Source organism: Mycobacterium paraterrae, assembly GCF_022430545.2.
Lineage (GTDB): Bacteria > Actinomycetota > Actinomycetes > Mycobacteriales > Mycobacteriaceae > Mycobacterium > Mycobacterium paraterrae.
In genome coordinates, this window is record NZ_CP092488.2 from 4,716,970 (window position 1) to 4,739,002 (window position 22,033).

Consider the following 22,033-nt stretch of genomic DNA (forward strand, 5'->3'; position numbering starts at 1 on the left):
CACCCTCGCTATTTCCTGCCGGCATCACTGGTCGGCGCGGATTCGACGATCGCGATCTCGCTCAGTCCCGTGATCGACAGGACCCGGACCAAAAGAGGATGGACGATGAGGTGAAGGCGGTCGATTTCGTCAGCGTGCTTGAACAGTACGTTGACGCCGGCGCTGTCCAGATACTTGACCGCGCTCATATCGACGGTGATCGGCCCGCCGTTACCGCCGCTCGCCGTATTCAACGCCTCGGTGAACACGTGGATGTTGCTGATGTCGATCTCGCCCGCCGCAGTCACCCGTGGCGTCCCATCGACGCCACGGTCGGTGTTCAAGGTGAGCGGGGTCATCATTACGTGATCCTTGCGTACATGTGAACTGTAGTACCCGCGTCGTTGGAATGGATGCTCAAGTCCTGCACCAAACAACGCATCAGGGAAAGACCCCGACCGCGATATTCGCTGGGGATCTGGCGCGGTATCTTCCAGACCCCGGTGTCGATCACGCTGACGTGGAGCCCGTCGACGACGGCCGTCGCGCGCAAAGAAATCGTGCCTTCGGGCCGGTTTCGGTGTCCGTGTTCGATGGCATTCGCGACGGCTTCGCCAGTCGCGACAAGCATGTCTTGAATTTGGTCCGGCTGGACGCCCACGTCGGTCAGCCACGTTCTCAACGCCTCGCGGCTGGGGCCCAAGTATCGAACGTCGGCGGTGAAGTCCATCGTCAACGGGGCCGGCTGCCGGTAGAGCAGGATGGCGACATCGTCGGGATAACCACCGGCGGGTTCGAGACCGGACATCAATTCGTCGGCAAGCTCATCGAGTTCGCTTGACCGGCCGCCTTCTACGAGGTGAGCCGCGCGCGCCATGCCGTCTTCGATGGGGTCACCACGGCGTTCGACCAAGCCATCGGTATAGAGCAGCAGCGTCGAACGCGGCGGCATGGTGATGACGGCCTCCGGCCGATCTTGGTCGGCCCGGATTGTCAGCGGAAACCCCTGTCCGCTTTCCAGCATCTGGGTGCTTCCGTCGGACTGCACGATGATCGGCGGCGGATGCCCCGCGCTCGAGTACACCAGCTCCCCGGTGGACAGGGTCAGGACCCCGCAAAAGGCGGTGGTGCAATCCGCACCTGGCAGCCGGGCGGCGAAGCGGTCCAGCCCGGCGAGAACATCTCTCGGACTGGACTTTTCGAGCAGGAGCGCCCGGCAGGCACTACGCAGCTGACCCATTACGGTGGCGGCGGCCAGTCCGTGACCGACGCAGTCACCGACGATCAGCGCGACCCGGCCGGCGTCCAAGCTGACGACGTCATACCAATCTCCGCCCACCTGTAAGGGGCGGCTTGCCGGGTGGTAACGCACGGCAAAACCACCGGGCAGACTGGCGGGACCCAGCATCGCATGTTGTAGGGCCACAGCAGTTTCACGCTGCTCGTCGAGCTCGTACACGCGCTGCAATCCTTGGCCCAGCCGTCCCGCCAAGACGGTCAGCAGGGTGTGGTCTTCGGCGGTGAACGGGCGATGCTCGGCCAGTTCAACCCAGAACACCGACACTCCGCGCAAATGACGCAGTGTGATCCCGGCAGCGCCGGGTTCCTGGGCGACGGTGGTGAGCAGTTCGGCGTCGCGAAGCGACGTGATGAGCTCTCGGTCCTGCGGCGCCAGCTCGCTCCAGGCGACAGGGTCGCCGGCGCACACCAGATCGGGAGCGGCCGACTGGTCGTTGCCGTCGAATGTTGCGACGAGAACGCGCCGAGCCTTCCACACCCGACGCAACTCCTGTGCTGCACCGCGCAATGCACTGTCGACCGTATCGGCCTGCGCCAACTGCTGATTCAGTGCCGCCAAAGCGGTTTGCCGCTGCACGATGTAGTGCTCTGCTGTGACGTCTCGCATGGTGCCGACTATGACCTGTCGGCCCGTGTCGGGATCTTCGGCATGGTTGAAGGTGGCCGCCACCCAAACCCGGTGTCCGTCAGAGTGATTGACCGGGACGGTGAATCCCCCGTGGGAACTTGTCAACACCTGTTGGAAAGCTTCTTCGACGAGTCGGTGGGCTTCCGGGTCAGCGTCAGCGTCAGGCCACCATGGTTGAGTCGACCGATACGGCAGGCCTTCGGAACCGTAGCCGAGAATCTCGGTGAAGGCGTTGTTGATTTCGATGACGGCGCCGTGTTCGTCGACTACGAAAAACGCTTCCTGCAAAGAGTCGACCAAAGCGGCGCGCCAACGGGATTGGTGGTTACGCAAGCGTGCCAGCTCGATATTCGCACGCACCCTCGCCAACAGCTCGGCCGCGGCGAATGGTTTGACGAGGTAGTCGTCGGCACCGGCTTGCAGACCTTCGATGGATGCTTCCTGGCCGGCCCTCGCCGATAGCAGCAGTACCGGGATAGCCGCCGTTCGCGGGTCCGCCCGTAGTGCCGAGACTAGTTGTAGGCCGTCCATCTCGGGCATCATCACATCGCTGATGACGAGATCCGGAGCCGCGGCCCGTATCGCTTTCAGCGCTTCTTCGCCGTCGACCGCCTCGTCCACGCCGTAACCGGAATTGCTGAGCAGGTTGGACAGATACACACGCATGTCGGCGTTGTCATCGGCGATCAAAACGCGCACGCGGCCGCCGTCGCTCTCGACGGGGATGACCCCGACGGTGGTGGCTTCCGACGAAGCGCCGGCTCCCTTTCCTGAAGGCAACCAGCGCAGCGCTTCCTGCACGTATGGGTCCGCTATCAGTCCCGGGATCGCATGCGACGCCGGCACCGAATCACCTTGATCCCCTGCCAGTTCCACAGCCTCGAAAGGCATCCGCACGGTGAACGTGGTGCCCTCGCCTTGGCGGCTATCGGCGGTAATGGTCCCGCCGTGCAGGCCCACCAGTTCTTTGACCAGAGCCAACCCTATTCCGCTGCCCTCGGTGGAGCGGGCACGCGACGTCTCGATGCGGTGAAACCGCTCGAAGAGTCGCGGCATCTCCGCCTCTGGTATTCCGATCCCCGTGTCGGTGACCGTGACGACCGCATGGGTGTCGTCGCGTTCGACTCGGACTGTTATCGAGCCCTCGAACGTGTACTTCAGTGCGTTCGACAGCAGGTTGAGCACGACCTTCTCCCACATCTCGCGATCCAGGTAGACGGGTCGCTCGAGCGACGGACAGTCGACGGTGAAGGTCAGGCCGGCCCGGTCGATCGCCGATCGGAAAATGCTGGCGAGTTCGGCGGTGACCGCCGACAGATCAGTCGGCTCGAAGTGCCCCTCCATGCGACCCGCCTGGATGCGCGAAAAATCCAGCAAGGTGTTGACCAGCTTGGTCAGCCGAAGCCCGTTGCGCTGGACGAGCTCGAGTTCCTGACGCACCTGCTCGCCGACTGCGGCTGGTTGGTTCAGCAACTCGTTGACCGGGCCGAGAATCAGGGTGAGCGGGGTCCGGAACTCGTGGCTGATGCTGGAGAAGAATGTGGTCTTGGCCTTGTCGAGTTCGGCGAGCGCCTCGGCGCGCGACTGCTGCGCCGCGAAACTTCGTGTCCGTCCGATTCCAGCAGCGATGTATCCGGCCGCCATTTCGACGAAGGTTCGATAGTCGTCGTCGCACACGCGATGCCGATTGAGCGCTGCGACAAAAAATCCATACGGCGCGCCCCCGGCCTGGAGCAACGGCACAACGAGCGCGCTCTCGGGAGGCTCACGCCAGGCCCCGGTCGGGAGATCCAGCCTCCGATCGAGTGCGACCAGCTCGGATTCACCCCGGGCGGCTTTGTCAACCGGCCAAGGCGTTCCGCTGCCGTCGCGCGGTAGCGTCTGCGGCGCACCAGCAGCCCCGGGCGTGATACCGCTGACCGCGGCCAAGTGCGCGTCGCCGTCACCGTCGAATAGATAGGTGAGGGTGAACGGCAGATCGTGGGAATTACGGGCGAGTTGCTCGCCGACGAAGTTGAGCAACTGTTTCTCGGTGCGTACCACGCTCGAGTCGGAGCCGAGATCACGCAGCGTCGCCATCCGACGTTCGGCGATTACACGGTCGGTCTCCTCACTGACCACGCACAGCATGCCGACGACCTGGGCGTCGTCGTCGCGCAGCGGGCTGTAAGAGAAGGTGTGGAAAGTTTCCTCGGGGTAACCCGAACGCTGGAGTAGCAGCATCAGGGCTTCGTCCCAGGTCGCCTCGCCGGCAGACATGACCCGTTCGACCCGCGAGCCGATGTCTCCCCAGATTTCGGCCCATACTTCGCTGGCCGGACGCCCTAGCGCCCAGGGATATTTGCTGCCCAAGGTATTGAGGCGGTACGCCGCGTTGCAGAAGAATGTCAGCTCCGGGCCCCAGGCCATCCACATCGAAAATCTCGACGCCAGCAGAATGTTGACCGCCGTGCGAAGACTTTGCGGCCAGTTCTCGACCGGTCCGAGCGGGGTTGCCGCCCAATCGACAGCGGCAAGATCGCGTCCGATCTCTTGGTCTGCGCGAAAGACCACCGACATCCTTTCGAACCGTTACCGTCGCTGCGTCAAGACAACCACCTCCAGCACGCTGGCCGCCAGACACAGCCGGATTGCATTTGCTAGCGACCGCATGCTGAACCGCCCCTAGGCATCGATGGGTGCCTCCTTGTTCCCTTTTTTCTCGGCATCCAAGCCCGACGGGGTGCGCTCACACAATTTTGGTCCGATCGATCAGTCTCGATCCGACCACCGGAAGACCGCGAGGCACGCGGCCAAACCTCCGACCGCCCACGCGCTCAGCACCAGAAAGCTGTGCCAGTGCTCCCACGTCCCAGCCGGCTCGAACGCGGCCAGGTTCGACGGGAGCAACACCGAACGAAAGCCTTGAGCCATCCACTTGACCGGGAAGACGGAGCCCACGATCAGCATCCACGTCGGCAGCACGATCAGCGGCACGTAAGTCCCCGACACGAACTGCAAGCCCACCGCCGGGCCGTTGGTGACGACGGCGGCGGCGACCGCATTGCTCGCCAGGTTGCTGATGAAAATGCCCAGTAGCGAACAACTGACCACCCCGAGAAGGAACACCCAGGCGAACGTGAACCATTCGAAAACCGTTGCGGGCAGCCGCAAATCGAAAAAGAGCAGACCCACCGTCAGAAGGATCGCAGCTTCGGCAAGGCTGACGATTGCCACCAAGAAGATCTTTCCGATGAAATACGACAGCGCCGTCGTCGGGGTGCCTCGAAGACGCTTCAAGGCGCCGGTATCGCGGTCGGCGGCGATGCTGATGCCCAGGTTGATGAAAGACGTCGAAAGAATCCCGTAGGCGAGCATGCTGGCCGCAATGACCGATCCCGTGCTGACGCGAGTGTCGGGCAGCTTCGTCGAGAAGATCGATCCCAACAGAATGCAGATGAGCGCCGGCAGCGAGAAAGTCAGTACTAATTGTTCCGGCCGGCGGTAGAACATCTTGAGCTCGGGGACAACGCGCGACAAGCCGATGCTCAGCGGGGACGGCAACGAAGGTCCAGTCCGCCGCGTTGGCTGTCGCGCGGCGGGGGCTTGGCGGTCGATCCCCGTCACTTCATGCCGATCAGTTGCAGGTAGGCATCCTCGAGCGTGGGACGAGAGACGGTCAGCTCGGCGAGCTCCGTGCCGTCCATGGAGCGCTGCCTGATCAAGGCGGTCGGGTGATCAGTCTGCTCGGTGTGGGTGCGCCCGTCGACGGTCCACCGAACAGTGGCCGCCGAGCTGACGTAGCGGATCAGGTTCCGCGGCGAGTCGACCGCAACGACTTGTCCCCCGGCAATGACCGCAACCCTATCGGCAAGGGCCGCCGCTTCCTCGAGGTAATGCGTGGTGAGCAGGATCGTCGTACCGCCGCGTGCCAGCAACCGAATGAGGTCCCAGAAGCGCAACCTTGCCTCGGGATCGAAGCCGGTCGTCGGCTCGTCGAGAAATAGCAGGGCAGGCCGGTTGATGATGCCGAGCGCGACGTCGAGTCGGCGTCGCTGGCCCCCGGACAGCGTTCTCACCTTCGACTCGGACACCGCGTCAAGGCCGACGAGGTCGAGCACGTCCTTGGGATCATCCGCTGTTCCATAGCATTTCGCGAACATCCGGAGGGTCTCAGTGACGGTGAGCATTCCGGCGTCACTGACCTCTTGGAGCACGATGCCGATGTTGGCGCGCCAGGCCCGCCCGGCGGTTCCCGGATCTTCTCCCAACACGCTGACCTGACCCGAATCTCGTTTGCGGTGTCCTTCGAGGATCTCGATCGTCGTGGACTTGCCGGCCCCGTTGGGCCCCAGGATCGCGAACACCTCGCCGTACTCGACGTCAAGGTCCACGTTCCGCACGGCCTGCGATTGCCCATACCGCTTGGACAATCCACGGACCTGCACGGCGGATGTCACGACAGCGCCTCGTCCGGCTTCTCGAGTTCGGCCAGCAGCTGCCGCAATTCGGCCTCCGATAGTTGCTCGACCATCCGGTCCACATCGACATCGTCGGCGCCGTTCGCCTCGGCTGCCGCAGCGGTCGCGCTGTCTGGGTCTTCGTCGAAACGCAGGTCGGAGAGAATTCGGGTCGCCACTGAGTTGACGCTGACACCCCGGAGCAGCTCGAGCAACGGCAGGTCGATGGCGAATATCGCGTTGACCCTCAGCCGGAAGTCCATCGCCATCAAAGAGTCCAGGCCAAGATCGTCGAGTGCATCGTCCGCGCCGATGTCGGTAGCCGCGATCTCGAATACCGCGGCAGCGATTTGCGTGACGGTGCTGACGACTACCTCGAGCCTTTCTGCTTTCGGGCGCTTAGCCAGCAAGTCCAATACCGATGAGTCCGAATCGACGGTTTCCGAGGCTGTTTCAGCTGTGCCCAGCTCGGAGAACATCGGTGGCAGCTGGCCGCCGAGACCGGCACGGCGGGCTCGTGCCCAATCGGCGGTGATCGCGACGACGGTCGGCATCTTCTGATTGAAGAGTCGGTCGAGGATCGCGGTGCCCGCCGAGGGGGTAATGAGCTCGATGCCCCGCTGTGCGTAAAGCTTCTCCAGTTTTAGTTCTTCGACCATGCCCACCGACCATGGACCCCACCCGATGGTGAGTGCCGGCAGTCCATGGGCCCGCCGGAAATGCGCGAAGGCGTCGAGGAATGCATTTGCGGCGGCGTAGTTTCCCTGTCCGGGCGAGGCGATCACCGAACCCGCCGAGCCGAACATGACGAAGAATTCCAGTTCGTGACCGAGCAGCGCATTGTGCAGCACCCTGGTGCCTGTGACTTTCGGCGCCATGACCGAGGCGAAGTGGGTTTCGGTCATGTTCACCAACAGTCGGTCGTCGACCGATCCCGCGGCGTGCACGATTCCGCGAATCGGCCGACCTCCATTGTGGGCGTGGTCCTGCAGCCAGCCGTCGACCTGGGCGGGGTCAGTAATGTCCACGCTCGCAGTGCTCACGCGGGCGCCGAGGCGCTCAATCCTGCGGATTGCGGCGACCGTCTCGTAATGCCGGTGCCCCTTGGGCAGCAACGACCACTGATCCCGCGATGGGATCTCGCTGCGCGACAGCAATACGATCTGACGGGCTCCGCGCTCAGCGAGGTAGGCGGCCACGATGCGGCCGAGGGCGCCGGCGCCGCCGGTGACGACGTAGGTCGCGTCGGGCGTGAGTTTCGTCGGGAACGCCGGTGTGAGGTGTGCCGCCGGGCGCAGCCGCGGTACGAATTTCCTTGTGCCCCTGAGCGCGATTTGATCCTCGGGGCTCCCGGTGAGGATATGCTCGCAGATGCGCGAGGCCAGGTCGATTCTGTCGTCGTCGGCGCCGATATCGATCAATCCGCCCCAGCGGTCGACGAACTCTTGGTGGCCTACGACGCGTCCTAGTCCCCATACAGCGGACTGGTCGACGGCGAGTGTCTCGTTTCCCAGGACCGGTTGCGCGTTGGCTGTGAGCACATAGAGCCGCGGCCTGGCGGCGTCCTGGTCGGCGAGAGCGTTGACGAGGTGCAGAATTGTGACCACACCGAGGCAGTCGTTGATCTCGTTGCGGCTGTGCGGTTGGCGGCCGTCCGGCGCGGGGCGGATGTCGAGCGGCCAGCAGTTCACGATGCCAGCGAGGTGGGCGTCGGAGGCCAGGTGGGTCTCGATCAACTGCTCGAATTGTTCGGGTTGTCGAGGGTTCAGCGCGTACCCTCCGTCGACCTTGGTCAGCGCCGTGACGTCTTGGCGTGTGACCACGCAGACGTGATGCCCGCTGCGGCGCAGCTGATCGGCCAGGGTGGTGCCGACTCCGTCGCTGTCGAGAAAAACCAACCAGGACAGGTTATTCGGTGACGTCGTAGCCTCGGTGTCGGCCGACGTGGCGCGCTCGACCCACTCGAGTTCATAGAGTCCCTTTTCGACCCGCTCGGGTGACAGGTGCGACGTCTCGCTCAGTACCTGCAATGTGAAGCCGGTGAATACCGCAACCAGCTCATCATCGTCGCCGAGCAACGTGATGTCGCTTTCGATCCCGTCCGTGGTGGTCGACACGACGGTGATCTGGGCCGTCATGCGTTGGGTGGGGGCGCGGTAAATGGCGCTGCGCCGGACGTAGACGGGAAGATAAGCGTCCTCGTCGCCCTCGCGGTCTAAAAGGGTTGTGCCGATGACAGATTGGAAGGCGCCGTCGATGAGGACCGGATGGAATCGGTATTTGCCGGTATCGTCGGCGATCCACTGGGGAGCCACGATCTCGGCCATCGCCCAACCGTCGCCGCACACAATGCGGGCAATCGATTGGAGCGGCTCGCCGTAGGTGAAGCCGACTGACTGTGAGCGACGATAGAACTCGTCGCCGTCGACGGTGGTGGTGACCGGGGTGGCGCCCGCCGCGGCGACCGGATCTGGGGTGGTCCGCCGGTTGAGTTCCGCTGTTGCGGTGAGCGTCCACTTGACGTCACCGGACGCGGTCGCGGTGAAGGCCGCGAACTCAAGACACCCCGTATCGCGGTTTAGGGTGGTCCGCAGGACTGGGTCACACGTGTCGTCGAGGATTACCGCGCGCAGAAGACGGAGCTCGTCAACACAGAACTCGGTCGAGCCGTAGGTGGCTTCCGCTGCGGCCAAAGCTATTTCGACGTACACCGCCCCGGGAACCAGAACACTCCCCTGCACCGTGTGCTCGGCCAGAAACGGCAGGGCGGCGGTGCTCAACTCGACTTCCCAGGTCGGGTGGATACCGCTCACTGGTTGCCCGAGTAGCGGGTGGACCGGGTGGTAGTGCAGATCTTCGGCAGCTTCCTGGGTCTCATTCCAGTAGCGTTTGGACTGCCATGGGTAAGGCGGAAGCTTGACCAGCCGCGCCTGCTCCCGAGGGTAAAGGGAGCCCCACGCGACCGGATGGCCGTGGCAATGCAGCGCTCCGACACAGTTCATCAGCGTGCGACTGTCGTCCTCGTTACGTCGCTGGGTGGCCAGCACCACAGCATCGGTCTTTAGAGCGGCAGCAATCTCGAACATCGACGAAGCCAGGACCGGATGGGGTGCCAGTTCGACGAACTGGGTGTAACCATCTTGCAGCATGTGACGAATCGCAGGTTCGAAAAGTACGGTGGCACGGGTGTTTTGCCACCAGTAGCCGGCTCCGTCGGCGTATCCGTCCAGCCGCTCACCGGTGACCGTCGAGTACAGCGGTGTCGTGGCCGAATCGGACTTCATTTCGTGGAACGCGTTGACAAGGTCGTCTTTGATGACGTCCATGAAGTGGGTGTGATAGGGCACTTTGCCGTTGAGGAACCGGTTGAAGACCCCGGCGTCCTCGAGTTGGCGTGCGATCTCCTCGAGGACGTCGCGCTCACCGGCAACGGTGACGGTGGACGGACCGTTCACAGCGGCGATCGAAATCTGCGCTCCCACAGCGTTGCGTGCCGCGTCGTCGATCGCCGCCATAAAGGCTTCGGCGCTGAGGCCAACGGCGAGCATGCGTCCCTGACCGCTGGTCCGCTGCTGCAGGCGACTTCGGTGGTAGATGACGTAGATAGCCTGCTCGAAAGTGAGCATGCCAGAGAGGTAGTGAGCCGCCACCTCACCGGCGCTGTGCCCGACGACGGCGTCGGGCACGATTCCGAATTCTCGCAGCTGCGCGGCGAGAGCAACCTGGATGGCGAAGTTAGCCGGCTGGGCCACGTCGGTTTCGCCCATCCGAGAGCGGGTTTCGTCGGCGCGGAGCTCGTCGATCAGAGACCAACCCGTGTGGCGTGACAGTTCGCGATCGCTGCGCAGGAGGCTTTCGGTGAACGCGGGGTAGTCGTCGAGCAGTCCGCGGCACATCTTCCACCACTGGGGGCCCATGCCGCTGCAGACAAATGCGAGTTTTGGTGGCGGCGTGCTCGCGCGGATCGCCGAAATATGGCCGGCCTCGGCGAGAGATTGAAGTTGTTGTTGCGCATCGGTAATGCTGTCTACGACGAGGGCGCGTCGGTAGTTCAGGTGGCTGCGCCGTTGACTGAGGGTGTAGCCGAGATCGAGCAACGAGAGATCGGGATGCGCGGCGACATGATCAGCCAAGCGGCGGGCGGTGAGCGCGAGCGCGTCCTCGGCGCGCGCCGAGATGGGCAGGACCGCGAGGGGCCGTGGTCGGTCGGGCCCGGAGCAGCGTGACGGGGCGGGTGGCTCGGCGAGTACCACGTGCGCGTTGGTGCCACCGAAGCCGAAGGAATTGACACCGGCCACCCGTCGCGCGGTTTCAGGGAACGGGCGTCCGGCTCGTGGAACCTCGATATTGAGCTGCTCCCAAGGGATCTGCGCGCTGGGGTTGTGCAGGTGCAAGTTCGCCGGAATGTAACCGTGTTTGACTACCAGGGCAGCTTTGATCAGTCCGGCCACGCCGGCACCGGCCTCGAGGTGGCCGATGTTGGTTTTGACCGATCCGATGACCAACGGGTCGGCTGCCGGGCGCTCGGAGGCGAGCGCGTTGGCCAGAGCCTGGACCTCGATTGGGTCACCAACCGGGGTTCCCGTGCCGTGCGCCTCGACGTAACCGACGTCGGTGGGACGAACGCCGGCCCGCCGCAGGGCCGTTGTGATGGCCGCCTGCTGCGCATCCGCGCTCGGTACCGTGATGCCGTCGGTGTGCCCGTCTTGGGAAACCGCCGTGCCCAGGATCTGGGCGTAGATGCTGTCCCCATCTTGTAAAGCCTGCGCCGTTGGTTTGATCACGACGACAGCACCACCCTCGCCGCGTGCGTATCCGTCGGCGGCCTCGTCGAAGGCCTTACATCGGCCGTCGGGTGCCAGGAACCCACTTTTCGATTCTGCGATGGCTGTGTTCGGCCCGATGATGACGTTTACGCCGCCCGCTATCGCCAGACTGCATTCGCCATTCCAAATAGATTGCGCTGCAAGATGAAGCGCGACCAGCGAGCTCGAACAGGCGGTGTCGACGGTCATGCTCGGTCCCCGGAAGTCGAAGGCGAACGAGATGCGGTTCGCCAGCATCGTCATCATCATTCCGGTGGCGGAGTGTGTTTTGAATCGGTACCGACTGGTGCGGCCCTGATTTTGCAAAAGCTGGTAATCGAGGGTGAATCCGCCGACGAAGACCCCGACGTCAGAGCCGGCCAGGTGGTCGGCGGATATTCCGCCGTCTTCCAAAGCCTCCCACGTGGTCCGCAGCAGCAAGCGCTGCTGCGGGTCGACCAAGTTTGCCTCGCGCGGCGAGATGCCGAAGAATTGTGGGTCGAACTGGTCGATTTCGCTGAGGAACCCACCTCGTCGGGTCGCCATCTTTCCGACCTTCTTCGGGTTCGGGTCGTAGTATTTGTCGGCATTCCAACGGGTTTCGGGAACTACCCGGGTAGCGTCGGTTTCGCTGCGCAGCAACTCCCAGTACAGCTCCGGGGTCACCGCGCCTCCCGGGAAGTGGCAACCGATCCCGACGATAGCCAGTGGCTCTTGAGCGCTGTGTTCGGAACGCATATCCAAGTGATGACCTTACAAACTGTGAAACGGAAGATTCTTCTGCTCAAGTGAATTCGAGTTGCGGAGCGTCTCGGACAATCCACTTCTTGCTCAGCGGCTCGCCACGCTGTTCCTGTTGGTATGCGGATCGCAGTTCCCGTAGGAAGGTGTCGCGTTGCCATGCCTGCACCTGGCGCATGACGTCGTCGGTGAAAAGACGGCACTTATCGGTGAGGATGGTGTCGATCAGCTGGCCGGCCAATTGCCGCAATAGCAGAATGTTCGCCTCGAATTCCGCCGCGAAGTTCGACGACCGTCCCATCATCGCGGTGTGTAACCTCACCATGAAATTGTGAGCCGAATACAGATCGACGAATTGCTCACGGTGGTGGGCACTTTCGACGCCGGCCCATTCTCGGAAGAATCGTTGCATCCGGTTGCTCAGTTCGATGAGGCCTTCCAGGTGCGGCACTATCCCCGGGTCGTCGGCGACGCTTGCGAAGCGGTCATTGCTGTACATCATCCCCAGGAAGCCCCAGTAGAACGCAACATCCCAGATGACTTTGGCGGCCATCACCGCAGGCGTACCCATGAGCACGTACTGGCCGCAGTAAATGTTCAGCCACATGTCGGCCAGCGATCGAAACAGCGAGTCATTGATGCCGGCGCGCGCCACGACGTCTTGTCCGTCGAGGTCGCGGCAGATCATGTCGGTGATGAGCCCGTTGCCGATCGCTACGAGGTCGAGCCCTGACGAGTACAACGGGTCGAGGAAGACGGCCGCGTCACCGGTCAATCCCCACCGGGCTTGCGCGTCATACACTTTGGTCGACCCGTGACTGTAGTTCTTCATCACCCGGAAGTCTTGGATCAGGTGCCTGCTCTGATCGAGTACCGCGGCGCACTGCGGCTCGTGCTCCGCCAGCCACGCCTGCGCCTTCTCCAGGGTGTTGAAGTCGCTGAAAGCATGAAAAGCCGGATCCGCGACGATGCCGACGCTGGTGGAGCCGGACGCAAGCCTGATCAGCCACACCCAATAGCCTTCGCCCATCAAATGATTGGTCGACAACGCTCGGTCGCCTTCACGCAGGCGGCCCTGCCAGACCGGGTCGTCGCTCCACTGCCCGATATCGATTTCGGTCGCCACCCGCAGCCACGCGGCATTGCAATGGTGTTCGTTTGCGCGCTTCAGATCCAGCTGCCGAGACAACGCCCGATTGCGGCCTGAAGCGTCGATCACCCACCGAGCAGTGGTCGTCGTCGTCTCGATGCCGCGCTGAACGCGCAGTTCGTGTGGGTCACCGCAGGCGTTCATGTCGACAGAGGTGACTCGGCCTGCGAGCATCCCGACGCCTTCGGATGCGCAGCGGCGAGTCAGCTCATTCTCCAGCCGACCGCGGTCGATCTGGTAGGTCACCTGCGGGGTGAACGAGGAGCTGCCGAGCTCCATACGCTGGGCGATGTCTGTGTTCCCTGCGTCACTGAAAAACATCCGCAGCCCCATCTTGCGGATCTGCGCGGTGTTGAGGTGCTCGGCCAACTCCAGACGGTCGCGCAGGTATTGCGCGGAGATCTCTACCGTGGACTCCCCGACTGTGTGCGTAACCTCCGGCAACGGGTGTTCACGTGGTTCGATGATCACCACTCGAATCCCGGGGCGGGCGCGACGCAGTTCCAGCGCCAACGTGAGGGCGGCAGCTCCCCCGCCGACGATTGCCACATCGTGATCCGGCCGGACGTCCTCGCTGTCCACGAGCCGGGATTTGATCCGCTGCGCGAGCGCGGCCCGCGCCTGCGGGCTCAGTTGTGACAGCTGCGCGTGAACGTCCATGAGTCCCTCCAGCTATTCGGATAGGACAGTTACTTAACATTTCAGAAGCTACACTAACTCGGAGCTCCGGCAACCGGAGATTGGAACAGTCAGGCTTACCCCTTAGGACAGACCTGTGCCTGCAACCACTGCGGTTCACTTTCTGCTGGAACTGGCGGTCATTCTTATCGCCTGCCGCATCACCGGACTGGTGGTGCAGCGGCTGGGGCAGGCACCCGTGGTGGGCGAAATGATCGCCGGCGTGCTGCTGGGACCGTCGTTGTTGGGTCGCGTCTGGCCGGACATGCAGCATCACCTCTTTCCGCCTGGACCGGCGAACGTCGTGCTGTACACGATGGCGCAGGTCGGGCTGGTGCTTTACATGTTCCTCATCGGCCTCAACTTCGACGTCAACCTGATCAAGCACCGCATCGGTACCGCGGCCGCCGTCTCTTCGGCAGGAATTCTCGCGCCCCTCGGCCTGGGGTCACTGATCGCGGCGCCGCTGCTGTCTGCCGGGATTTACTTCGACAAGAGCGTCACGTTGGTCATGGCGATGATGTTCCTCGGCGCATCGATCGCAACCACAGCCTTTCCCATGTTGGCCCGCATCATCTACGAAAAAGGTTTGGCGGGAACACCGTTGGGCACGCTGGCGCTAGCATGCGGTGCGGCTGACGACGCGTTCTCGTGGTGCCTGCTCGCCACAGTGCTTGCCATTCACCGCGGCGACGCCGTGGTGGCGGTGGTCGCCATAGTGGGTGGAATTCTCTACACGCTATTACTGGTTACGTTCGGCCGCAAGGCATTTCGCGTGCTCGGCACGATGTCTGAGCGCCGGCGGGCGATCTCGCCGGGGGTGTTAAGCGTCGTCCTTATCCTGCTGATGGGGTGTGCCTGGTTCACCGACACCATTGGTATTTATGCCATTTTCGGCGCATTCATTCTCGGCGTCGCAATGCCGGACGGCTTTTTTGCTGAACGACTGACGATGAATCTCGAGCCGCTCGTGACGACGTTTCTGCTGCCGATGTTCTTCGTCTATTCGGGACTGAATACGCAGATCGGCCTGGTGAACACGCCGCGCCTTTGGGCCGTCACCACCGGGATACTCGCAATCTCGATCGCCGGCAAGGGAGTCGCCTGCGCGGTCGCGGCGCGCCTCAGGAAGGTTCCGTTACGGGAAGCCGTGGCGCTGGGAGGTTTGATGAACGCCCGGGGACTCATCGAGCTGATTCTGCTGAATATCGGACTTCAAGCCGGGATCATCACCCCGACGCTGTTCACCATGCTCGTCCTGGTCGCCGTCGTGACCACCCTGATGGCCAGCCCAATTTTCGAATGGGCCTACGGGCGGCACCGCGATCGCGCACTCGAAAGCGCGCTGCGGCCGGCGCAAGAAGGCACTGTCACCCCGGCGGTGACCTGACTGGAGGTGGATGCCCCGTGCCCGCCCTCACCGTCGCGAATCTGCACGCGGTGATGAGAAATGCGCTGTGCGCTGTCACCTGTGCACGGTGCGGAGCTGATCTGTAACGAGGGAGTCGAACCCTCTGCGCTGCCCTCCGCGCGCCAGGAGAGACCGGGCTTGGCCCGCCGGTCAGGGCTTGTGCACGCCTCCGCGACGACTACCTGCTCCACCTACGTCCTCAGTCCAGCAGGTCCACCTCCCAGTTCGACTGTTGAATTCGCACGTCGAGCTCGCGCAGTTCGCGGGCAACCCGATCGGCCTGCGCGCGCAATTCCCCAACGGGTAAGGCCGACAACATCTTCAGCTCCGAACGCAGCTGCCGCGAGTAGCCCTGCTGGGTATTTCCCGCCGCCGCGTCGGCGGCGGTGTTGACCACGTGGTGGCGCCATTTCAGCGCGTCCCGTCGGGCCAGCGCGTCGGTCAACGTGCCATCCGCACCGATCGCGGTCGCCGCGTTCGTTCGGTTGATCCGCCGGATGAGAGCTTCGTATTCGTCGATCACGCTGTCGACTTCAGTCAACAATGCCACGGCGTCTTCGGCAGGCTCCTCGCCCTCCTGATAGCGGGCATTGCTCACGATGCGCGCGCGCAACTGCTCGATGCGGCGCTTTGCGTTTGCCCGCAACGACAGTGCCTCGGCAAGCTTCATGACACCTCCTGGAATCGCCGACAGAGATAGCCGGACACATGATCGTCCAACGCGGCCGAGCCTGCAATTCACTTTCGTTGCGCGCTGTCCCTACCTTGGGTTCAGGGCGCCCGCGAATTCGTTATGAAGCCAGGGGATTCGGTTGATAGGTGTTGAGCAGTGTGAGGTGCGAGACCGTCCATTGGCGACCTGAAGTGAGGCCCTCGACCAGATACCGTAAACCCCGTGAGCCGTTGAGTTTTCTCAGCACTCGTACGTGACTTTCGTGACGCGGCTTGTGAGTAGTTCTTTCCCACACCGAACCCTCTTCAGGCGTGTGAAGGAAGCGCGGATCCAAGAGCAACGGAACTCACATTCCTGAAAGCCTGGTTATGCGATTCACCTGATCGTATGACACATTCACCGCCAGCATCCTTCGCTGATTAATTAAGGTATCATTAATCCGGGTTTATGAGGCCAGTTGGTATGAACATACGTTGTTCGGATGACACATAGAACTCAAATAATTGGTCCCGGAACGCTATCGCTCAATCGACCACGCGCCGCGGTCGGCCGGCGAGACTTGCCGGATTCGTCACCATGAGCATCCCTGAACGAAGGGACGAACACCTCCCGGAATAGGGCCGAAAGCCTCACGCCTCCAAGACTCGCCGCGGATAGCGTTATCCACGACGAGAGGACAACAAGATGTCATCTAAGACAACGCATTACGGGATCGTCGTCGGCGTAGACGGATCCGCCGCGTCAGACGCCGCCGTTAGCTGGGCCGCCCACGACGCCGAGATGCGCCGGGTCCCGTTGACCCTGGTTCATGTCGAGGATCCGAAAGCTCCGACGTGGTCACAAATCATGATCCTGGAGCAGGTGCGCGGCTGGCAGGAAGCAGAGGGGCGCAATGTCCTCGCGAGCGCCTTCAAGATCGCCTACGACGCGATCGGAGAGAACTCCGCAGTGCAGATTGACGGTGAACTACTCTTCGCGGCAACGGTTCCCAAACTCATCGAGCTCTCGCGGCGCGCCGAGTTAATAGCCGTTGGCACCGACGGGCGCGGGGCACTCACCCGAGGATTGCTTGGCTCCGTCAGCTCGGGACTCGTGCGACACGCCCATTGCCCGGTGGCGGTCATTCGCGACGAGGGGGCACCCGCCGGGCAGCCCGACCAGCGACCCGTTCTCGTGGGAATAGACGGCTCGTCCTCCTCGGAGCTTGCCACCAAGCTGGCTTTCGACGAGGCTTCACGCCGTCACGTCGAACTGGTGGCCGTGCATGCCTGGAGCGATCGGGAACTCGTCGAGCTTCCTGGCATCGACTGGTCGGAAGTCAAAGCCGAAGAGCAGCGTTTGCTTTCGGAGGCGCTGGCCGGTTGGCGCGAGCGCTACCCCGACGTCAAAGTGACGACGTCGCTTGTCTGCGATGCTCCGAGCCGCGCGTTAGTCGACGCCGCCCGCTCCGCTCAACTCGTCGTTGTGGGCAGTCACGGAAGAACCTTCGCCGGCCGCTTGGTCCTTGGCTCAGTGAGCAACGCCCTCGTCCAATCAGCGCGCACGCCGGTGATCGTGGCCCGAAAATCTGTGCGGTGACGAAGTGAGCCAAGACTTAGCGATCTTCGTCATCGCCGGGATTCTGGTCTTCGCGCTGGTGCTGGTCGGGCCAGGGTATGTGATCTGGCAGTACCAGCGCGGCGGTCTGCCAGCCGTGCACAGCAATCCCGCTGACAGTCCAGAATCTGACCCGACGTAATCCGAGCATGACATCAATTCGCTCTGACCGCAGTGCAACACGCACCGGCGGTCTCGACACCATCCAGTCAACGCCAGTCCTTGGAGTGCCAATGTCTACGGGTCATTCCCCGCGCTCGGTCGTCGTCGGGATCGACGGCTCGAGGGCCGCGATCCGAGCGGCGATGTGGGCTGGCCGGGAAGTCGCCGGCACAGCCGATCCGGTTCGGCTTCTTTACTGCTCGGACCTCAACCCCGGCGCGGACCGAAGCGTCCGATCGGAAATGATTGCGGCGGCGGAGAAGGCAATCCACGAAGCCCGCGTTGCCATCGAAGAATTAGGGCACCCGGTGAAGGTCGAGACGCGACGGGTCGAGAACCACTCGCTGAGCGCACTGGTCGAGGCATCCAGGTCCGCCGACCTGCTATGTATCGGCAATGCCGAGTCCGGCACTCCATCGGCTAATGGATTTGGTTCAACAGCAGCGCAATTGGCGCAATCTACCGCTTGTCCGCTTGCGGTCGTCAGGGGTGAGCACCACGCGGAAATGCCCGATCACCGATCGATCGTCACCTTGGTCGACGGGTCAGCCAGCGACGATGCCGCGCTCGAATGGGGTTTCGCCGAAGCCAACCGCAGGGAAGCTGCCTTGGTGTTGATGTCGGCATACCGAACAGGATTCGATCTGCTGCAGCAAGATACCGATCTGGTCGATCATGATCGTCGCATGCAGGCAATCCTCGATCGCTATGCCGCGGCGCGAAGTCCGCGCTACCCACACGTAACACTTCACACCATGACCGCTTTCAGCACGTTCCTCGGATATCTTTCTGAACATGCGGCGACCACACAGCTGGCGGTGATTAGCGCGCGCAAGACTGCCGAACTCTTCCAAATCTTCGGCGCCGGCGGTGCTGTTGCCTTGAAGCACAGCGACTTTTCGTTGCTCATCGTCCGTTAGTCACACCCGAACGCTACGTGTCGACACGCTTCCATCGTGCGTGCGGGACCTTCGGCGACCAGGTCCACGCGGCAATCTCGGGGTCGTCTTCGCCATGCTCACGGGTATAGGCACGGGCGGACACGCGGGCGTCGACCATTTGTTGACGCAGCCCAGCAGCGCGCTCAGCCAAACCATCGACTCGATCGATCACGTCCATCACCAGGTGGAAACGATCCAGGTCATTGAGCATGACCATGTCGAACGGAGTCGTAGTGGTGCCGCGTTCTTTGAAGCCGCGGACGTGAACGTTGCGATGACCAGTGCGTCGGTAGGTCAGGCGGTGAATGAGCCAGGGATAACCATGATAGGCGAAGATCACCGGCTTGTTGCTGGTGAACAGCGCGTCGAATTCATGGTCGGTGAGGCCGTGTGGGTGATCTGAATCCGGCATCAAGCGCATCAGATCGACGACGTTGACGACTCTGACCCGAAGACCAGGAAGGTCGCGTCTCAAGATGTCGGCGGCGGCGAGTGTCTCGAGCGTAGGGATGTCGCCGGCGCAGGCGAGCACTACATCGGGTTCAGCGACTGCCGTACTGGCCCACGGCCAGATCCCAAGCCCGCGGGTGCAATGCAGAATCGCCTCATCCATGGTCAGGTACGTCAAGGCCGGTTGCTTTCCGGCCACGATCACGTTGACGTAGTCGCGGCTCCGGAGGCAATGGTCGGTGACCGAAAGCAGCGTGTTGGCGTCAGGCGGCAGATAGACACGGACGACCTCTGGGCGCTTGTTGGCGACTAGGTCGATGAAGCCGGGGTCTTGATGGGACGCGCCGTTATGGTCTTGGCGCCAGACATGGGAGCTCAGAAGGTAATTCAGCGATGCAACGGGCGGCCGCCAGCCGAGTTCGCGGCTGGTGGCGAGCCACTTCGCGTGCTGATTGAACATCGAGTCAACGATGTGGACGAATGCCTCGTAACAGTTGAACAGTCCGTGGCGGCCGGTGAGCAGATAACCTTCGAGCCAGCCCTGGCAAAGATGCTCGGACAGGACTTCGACCACTCGGCCATCAGGTGCGAGATTTTCGTCGTTTCCCTCGATCGTGGACAACCACACCTTGTCGGTTGTCTCGAAGACTGCGTCGAGCCTGTTCGAGGCAGTTTCGTCCGGACCCGTCAAACGGAACCGGTCGGGATTGCGCGCGATCACGTCGCGCAAAAACGCACCTAAAACCTTTGTGGATTCTCGTGATTGAACAGCTGGTTCGTCGACGGGCACCGCGTAATCACGGAAGTCGGGCAGGTCGAGGTCCCGCAGCAGAAGTCCGCCATTGGCGTGCGGGTTAGCGCTCATCCTCCGAGCTCCGGCCGGCGCAAGAGCTCGAAGTTCCGGGCGCAGTGTGCCGCGCTCGTCGAACAGTTCCTGGGGACGGTAGCTGCGCAGCCAGCTCTCCAACTGCGCGCGATGAGCCGGATCGTTGCGTGTTTCGGTGAGCGGGACCTGATGGGCCCGCCAGGTGCCTTCGACAGGATTGCCGTCGACGCTCTTCGGACCTGTCCAGCCCTTGGGTGTGCGGAGCACGATCATGGGCCATACCGGCCGTTCGGCCACTCCCCGTGTTCGGGCTGCGCTCTGAATCGCGTTGATGTCGTCGAATGCGTCGTCAAGCGCGGCGGCAAACCGCTGGTGGACGGTCGCGGGGTCGTCGCCGGCCACGGTGATGGGCCGGTGCCCGTACCCGCGAAGGAGCGCTTCAAGTTCTGCAGCCGGAATGCGGCTCAAGACAGATGGATTGGCGATCTTGTAACCGTTGAGGTGCAGAATCGGCAGCACAGCTCCGTCAGTGGCGGGATTGAGAAACTTGTTGGAGTGCCAGCTGGCAGCAAGCGGCCCGGTTTCGGCTTCACCGTCACCGACGACGCATGCGACTATTAAGGCGGGGTTGTCGAATGCTGCGCCGTAGGCATGCACGAGCGAATAACCCAGCTCGCCGCCTTCGTGTATGGAGCCGGGCGTCTGTGCACTGACATGACTGGGGATTCCGCCCGGAAAAGAGAACTGGCGAAACAGTTTTCGGAGACCTTCTGCGTTCTGGCCGATCTCCGGATAGACCTCACTGTAGGTGCCTTCTAAATAGGCATTGGCGACCAGCCCAGGACCACCGTGGCCTGGCCCGGTCACGTATATGACGTTGGCGTCACGTTGTCGAATGATCCGGTTTAAGTGTGCGTAGATGAGGTTGAGCCCCGGCGTCGTACCCCAGTGACCCAGCAACCGCGGCTTGACGTGCTCTGCCAAAAGCGGCTGGTCCAATAGGGGGTTCGCCACCAAGTAGATCTGTCCAACGGACAAGTAGTTGGCGGCGCGCCAGTAGCTATCGATCAGTCGTAGTTCATCGTCAGAGAGGGGGCCGGGCTCCAACGTGCGGCCGGCGAGACTGGGAGATGTGTTCACGAGGCTTGTGTTTCCCGCACTCGCGAGGGACTGCCGACCTGGTGCCCGGCCGAATGAGCGATCAGCACTGAGCAATTCGCGTGCGCGGTAATAGGCAATCGGCGCGGACCGATGAGACGAGTGACAGTGGCTGCGTCGCCCTGCCCGATGACCACGAGTTGAATCGCACCAGCGAAGCTTTCGAGATAACGTCGCGCGCTCATACGCGTCGTCGCGACCTCCACGGTGACGTCTGGATATCGACGCAACCAGTGATCCAGGTGGTCGTAGAAGCGGTCATTGTTGGTATCGAACGGCGGCCAGGGAAAGATGCCGAGCGCGAGCACCGGAGCCCGGCGCACTCGCGCTTCCTCCATCGCCCAAACCAATGCGGCATCGCCGTCGGAGAGGCCGTCGAGCACCGCCACGATGAAGCCCGCTTCCGAGGAACCGCGGTGGGGAGCGTCGTACCGGATGATCGCCACTGGGCAGTGCGCTCGCTCGGCAAGCGTTATCGCAGTCGAGCCAAACGCGGCAGCAACCATGCGACCGATACCCGTTGAGCCCACGCAGACGAGGGTCGCGCCCACCGACTCGGCCACCAGTGTTGCCCCGACGTCACCGCGCAGCACCTCGGTCTCGATCGTCACGAGAAGGCCAGCCGCTTTCACCGCTGAAGAAGCTTCGCGCAGGCAGCTTTCCGCGTATTGCTGTTCCGCACCGTCGAGCGTTGCGCCGCCTGATGAGCCGCATGTGTAGTGGGCGACATACACGATTTTCAGCGGAACGTCGTGATGGACGGCTTCTTTGGCCGCCCACGATGCCGCGCTTAGCGCCGCATCGGAACCGTCCACGGCGACAACCACTGGTCGAGGTGATGAGTCATCGCTCATGAAGCGCTCCTGGGGCCGGCAGCAAGTCAGTTACGACGCTATCCACCTCATTCGCGTCAGACAGGAGGCGTAAGTACTCCGCGCCAGTGGACGTTGGACCCTACGAAGGCTTGGGTCATGCAGAGTTTCTGCAGCATTTTGGTGGCTACCTACGTTGCTCCGCTGACTCGTCGCGTAATTAATGTCGTGAGACTGCAGTCACGCGATGGCGCCACCCGAGCGAGGTCAAATGCCCGTCAGCAT

General features: G+C 62.8%; 13 protein-coding genes. 4 read left to right on the top strand and 9 right to left on the bottom strand.

The annotated features are described in order from the left end of the window. Window positions 1–8: 8 nt before the first annotated feature. From MKK62_RS22760 to MKK62_RS22785, 6 genes are all read right to left on the bottom strand, one after another. On the bottom strand, window positions 9–341 hold the full coding sequence (locus tag MKK62_RS22760) for an STAS domain-containing protein (protein WP_240263584.1): 333 nt from the start codon (window positions 339–341) through the stop codon (window positions 9–11). Beyond that, the gene (locus tag MKK62_RS22765; protein WP_240263583.1) at window positions 341–4,465 is read right to left on the bottom strand and encodes a SpoIIE family protein phosphatase; all 4,125 of its coding nucleotides are present in this window, start codon (window positions 4,463–4,465) and stop codon (window positions 341–343) included. The genes MKK62_RS22760 and MKK62_RS22765 overlap by 1 nt, the downstream gene beginning before the upstream one ends. A 192-nt stretch (window positions 4,466–4,657) precedes the next feature. Next, window positions 4,658–5,425, bottom strand: a complete 768-nt coding sequence (locus tag MKK62_RS22770; protein ID WP_260060447.1) for an ABC transporter permease — start codon at window positions 5,423–5,425, stop codon at window positions 4,658–4,660. Between the two features lie 83 nt (window positions 5,426–5,508). Then, window positions 5,509–6,345, bottom strand: coding sequence for an ABC transporter ATP-binding protein (locus tag MKK62_RS22775; RefSeq protein WP_240263581.1), 837 nt, complete (start codon window positions 6,343–6,345; stop codon window positions 5,509–5,511). After that, entirely contained in the window at window positions 6,342–11,888 is a 5,547-nt protein-coding gene (locus MKK62_RS22780; protein ID WP_240263580.1) for a type I polyketide synthase, read from the bottom strand. Before MKK62_RS22780 ends, MKK62_RS22775 begins: the two co-directional genes overlap by 4 nt. A gap of 46 nt (window positions 11,889–11,934) precedes the next feature. Next, window positions 11,935–13,701, bottom strand: a complete 1,767-nt coding sequence (locus MKK62_RS22785; RefSeq protein ID WP_240263579.1) for an NAD(P)/FAD-dependent oxidoreductase — start codon at window positions 13,699–13,701, stop codon at window positions 11,935–11,937. 115 nt (window positions 13,702–13,816) lie between these two features. Here MKK62_RS22785 and MKK62_RS22790 point away from each other — a divergent pair, with 115 nt between their 5' ends. Further along, window positions 13,817–15,109: a cation:proton antiporter gene (locus MKK62_RS22790; protein ID WP_240263578.1), complete on the top strand. Its 1,293-nt coding sequence runs from the start codon at window positions 13,817–13,819 to the stop codon at window positions 15,107–15,109. Window positions 15,110–15,329: 220 nt separating this feature from the next. Here the strand turns inward: MKK62_RS22790 and MKK62_RS22795 are convergent, their stop codons facing one another. After that, on the bottom strand, window positions 15,330–15,800 hold the full coding sequence (locus tag MKK62_RS22795) for a DIP1984 family protein (RefSeq protein ID WP_240263577.1): 471 nt from the start codon (window positions 15,798–15,800) through the stop codon (window positions 15,330–15,332). Between the two features lie 687 nt (window positions 15,801–16,487). On the opposite strand from MKK62_RS22795, the gene MKK62_RS22800 reads away from it, so the two are divergent. The 3 genes from MKK62_RS22800 to MKK62_RS22810 all read left to right on the top strand — a co-directional run bounded on the left by MKK62_RS22800 (window position 16,488) and on the right by MKK62_RS22810 (window position 18,481). After that, on the top strand, window positions 16,488–17,381 hold the full coding sequence (locus MKK62_RS22800) for a universal stress protein (RefSeq protein WP_240263576.1): 894 nt from the start codon (window positions 16,488–16,490) through the stop codon (window positions 17,379–17,381). A gap of 4 nt (window positions 17,382–17,385) precedes the next feature. Beyond that, the gene (locus tag MKK62_RS22805; protein WP_240263575.1) at window positions 17,386–17,541 is read left to right on the top strand and encodes a hypothetical protein; all 156 of its coding nucleotides are present in this window, start codon (window positions 17,386–17,388) and stop codon (window positions 17,539–17,541) included. Between the two features lie 163 nt (window positions 17,542–17,704). Next, window positions 17,705–18,481 carry a universal stress protein gene (locus MKK62_RS22810; protein ID WP_240263983.1) on the top strand — a complete coding sequence of 259 codons (777 nt, stop codon included), beginning with the start codon at window positions 17,705–17,707 and terminating at the stop codon, window positions 18,479–18,481. Window positions 18,482–18,494: 13 nt separating this feature from the next. On the opposite strand, the gene MKK62_RS22815 is transcribed toward MKK62_RS22810, so the two are convergent. Beyond that, window positions 18,495–20,918 carry a phosphoketolase family protein gene (locus MKK62_RS22815; RefSeq protein ID WP_240263574.1) on the bottom strand — a complete coding sequence of 808 codons (2,424 nt, stop codon included), beginning with the start codon at window positions 20,916–20,918 and terminating at the stop codon, window positions 18,495–18,497. Continuing rightward, window positions 20,915–21,790: a universal stress protein gene (locus MKK62_RS22820; protein ID WP_240263573.1), complete on the bottom strand. Its 876-nt coding sequence runs from the start codon at window positions 21,788–21,790 to the stop codon at window positions 20,915–20,917. The genes MKK62_RS22815 and MKK62_RS22820 overlap by 4 nt, the downstream gene beginning before the upstream one ends. Between the last annotated feature and the right edge of the window lie 243 nt (window positions 21,791–22,033).

Excerpts from the sequence above, each read along its gene's own strand:
- MKK62_RS22760 (WP_240263584.1), bottom strand. The coding sequence starts at position 341 with ATGATGACCCCGCTCACCTTGAACACCGACCGTGGCGTCGATGGGACG.
- MKK62_RS22765 (WP_240263583.1), bottom strand. The coding sequence starts at position 4,465 with ATGTCGGTGGTCTTTCGCGCAGACCAAGAGATCGGACGCGATCTTGCC.
- MKK62_RS22780 (WP_240263580.1), bottom strand. The coding sequence starts at position 11,888 with ATGCGTTCCGAACACAGCGCTCAAGAGCCACTGGCTATCGTCGGGATC.
- MKK62_RS22785 (WP_240263579.1), bottom strand. The coding sequence starts at position 13,701 with ATGGACGTTCACGCGCAGCTGTCACAACTGAGCCCGCAGGCGCGGGCC.
- MKK62_RS22795 (WP_240263577.1), bottom strand. The coding sequence starts at position 15,800 with ATGAAGCTTGCCGAGGCACTGTCGTTGCGGGCAAACGCAAAGCGCCGC.
- MKK62_RS22800 (WP_240263576.1), top strand. The coding sequence starts at position 16,488 with ATGTCATCTAAGACAACGCATTACGGGATCGTCGTCGGCGTAGACGGA.
- MKK62_RS22810 (WP_240263983.1), top strand. The coding sequence starts at position 17,705 with ATGTGGGCTGGCCGGGAAGTCGCCGGCACAGCCGATCCGGTTCGGCTT.
- MKK62_RS22820 (WP_240263573.1), bottom strand. The coding sequence starts at position 21,790 with ATGAGCGATGACTCATCACCTCGACCAGTGGTTGTCGCCGTGGACGGT.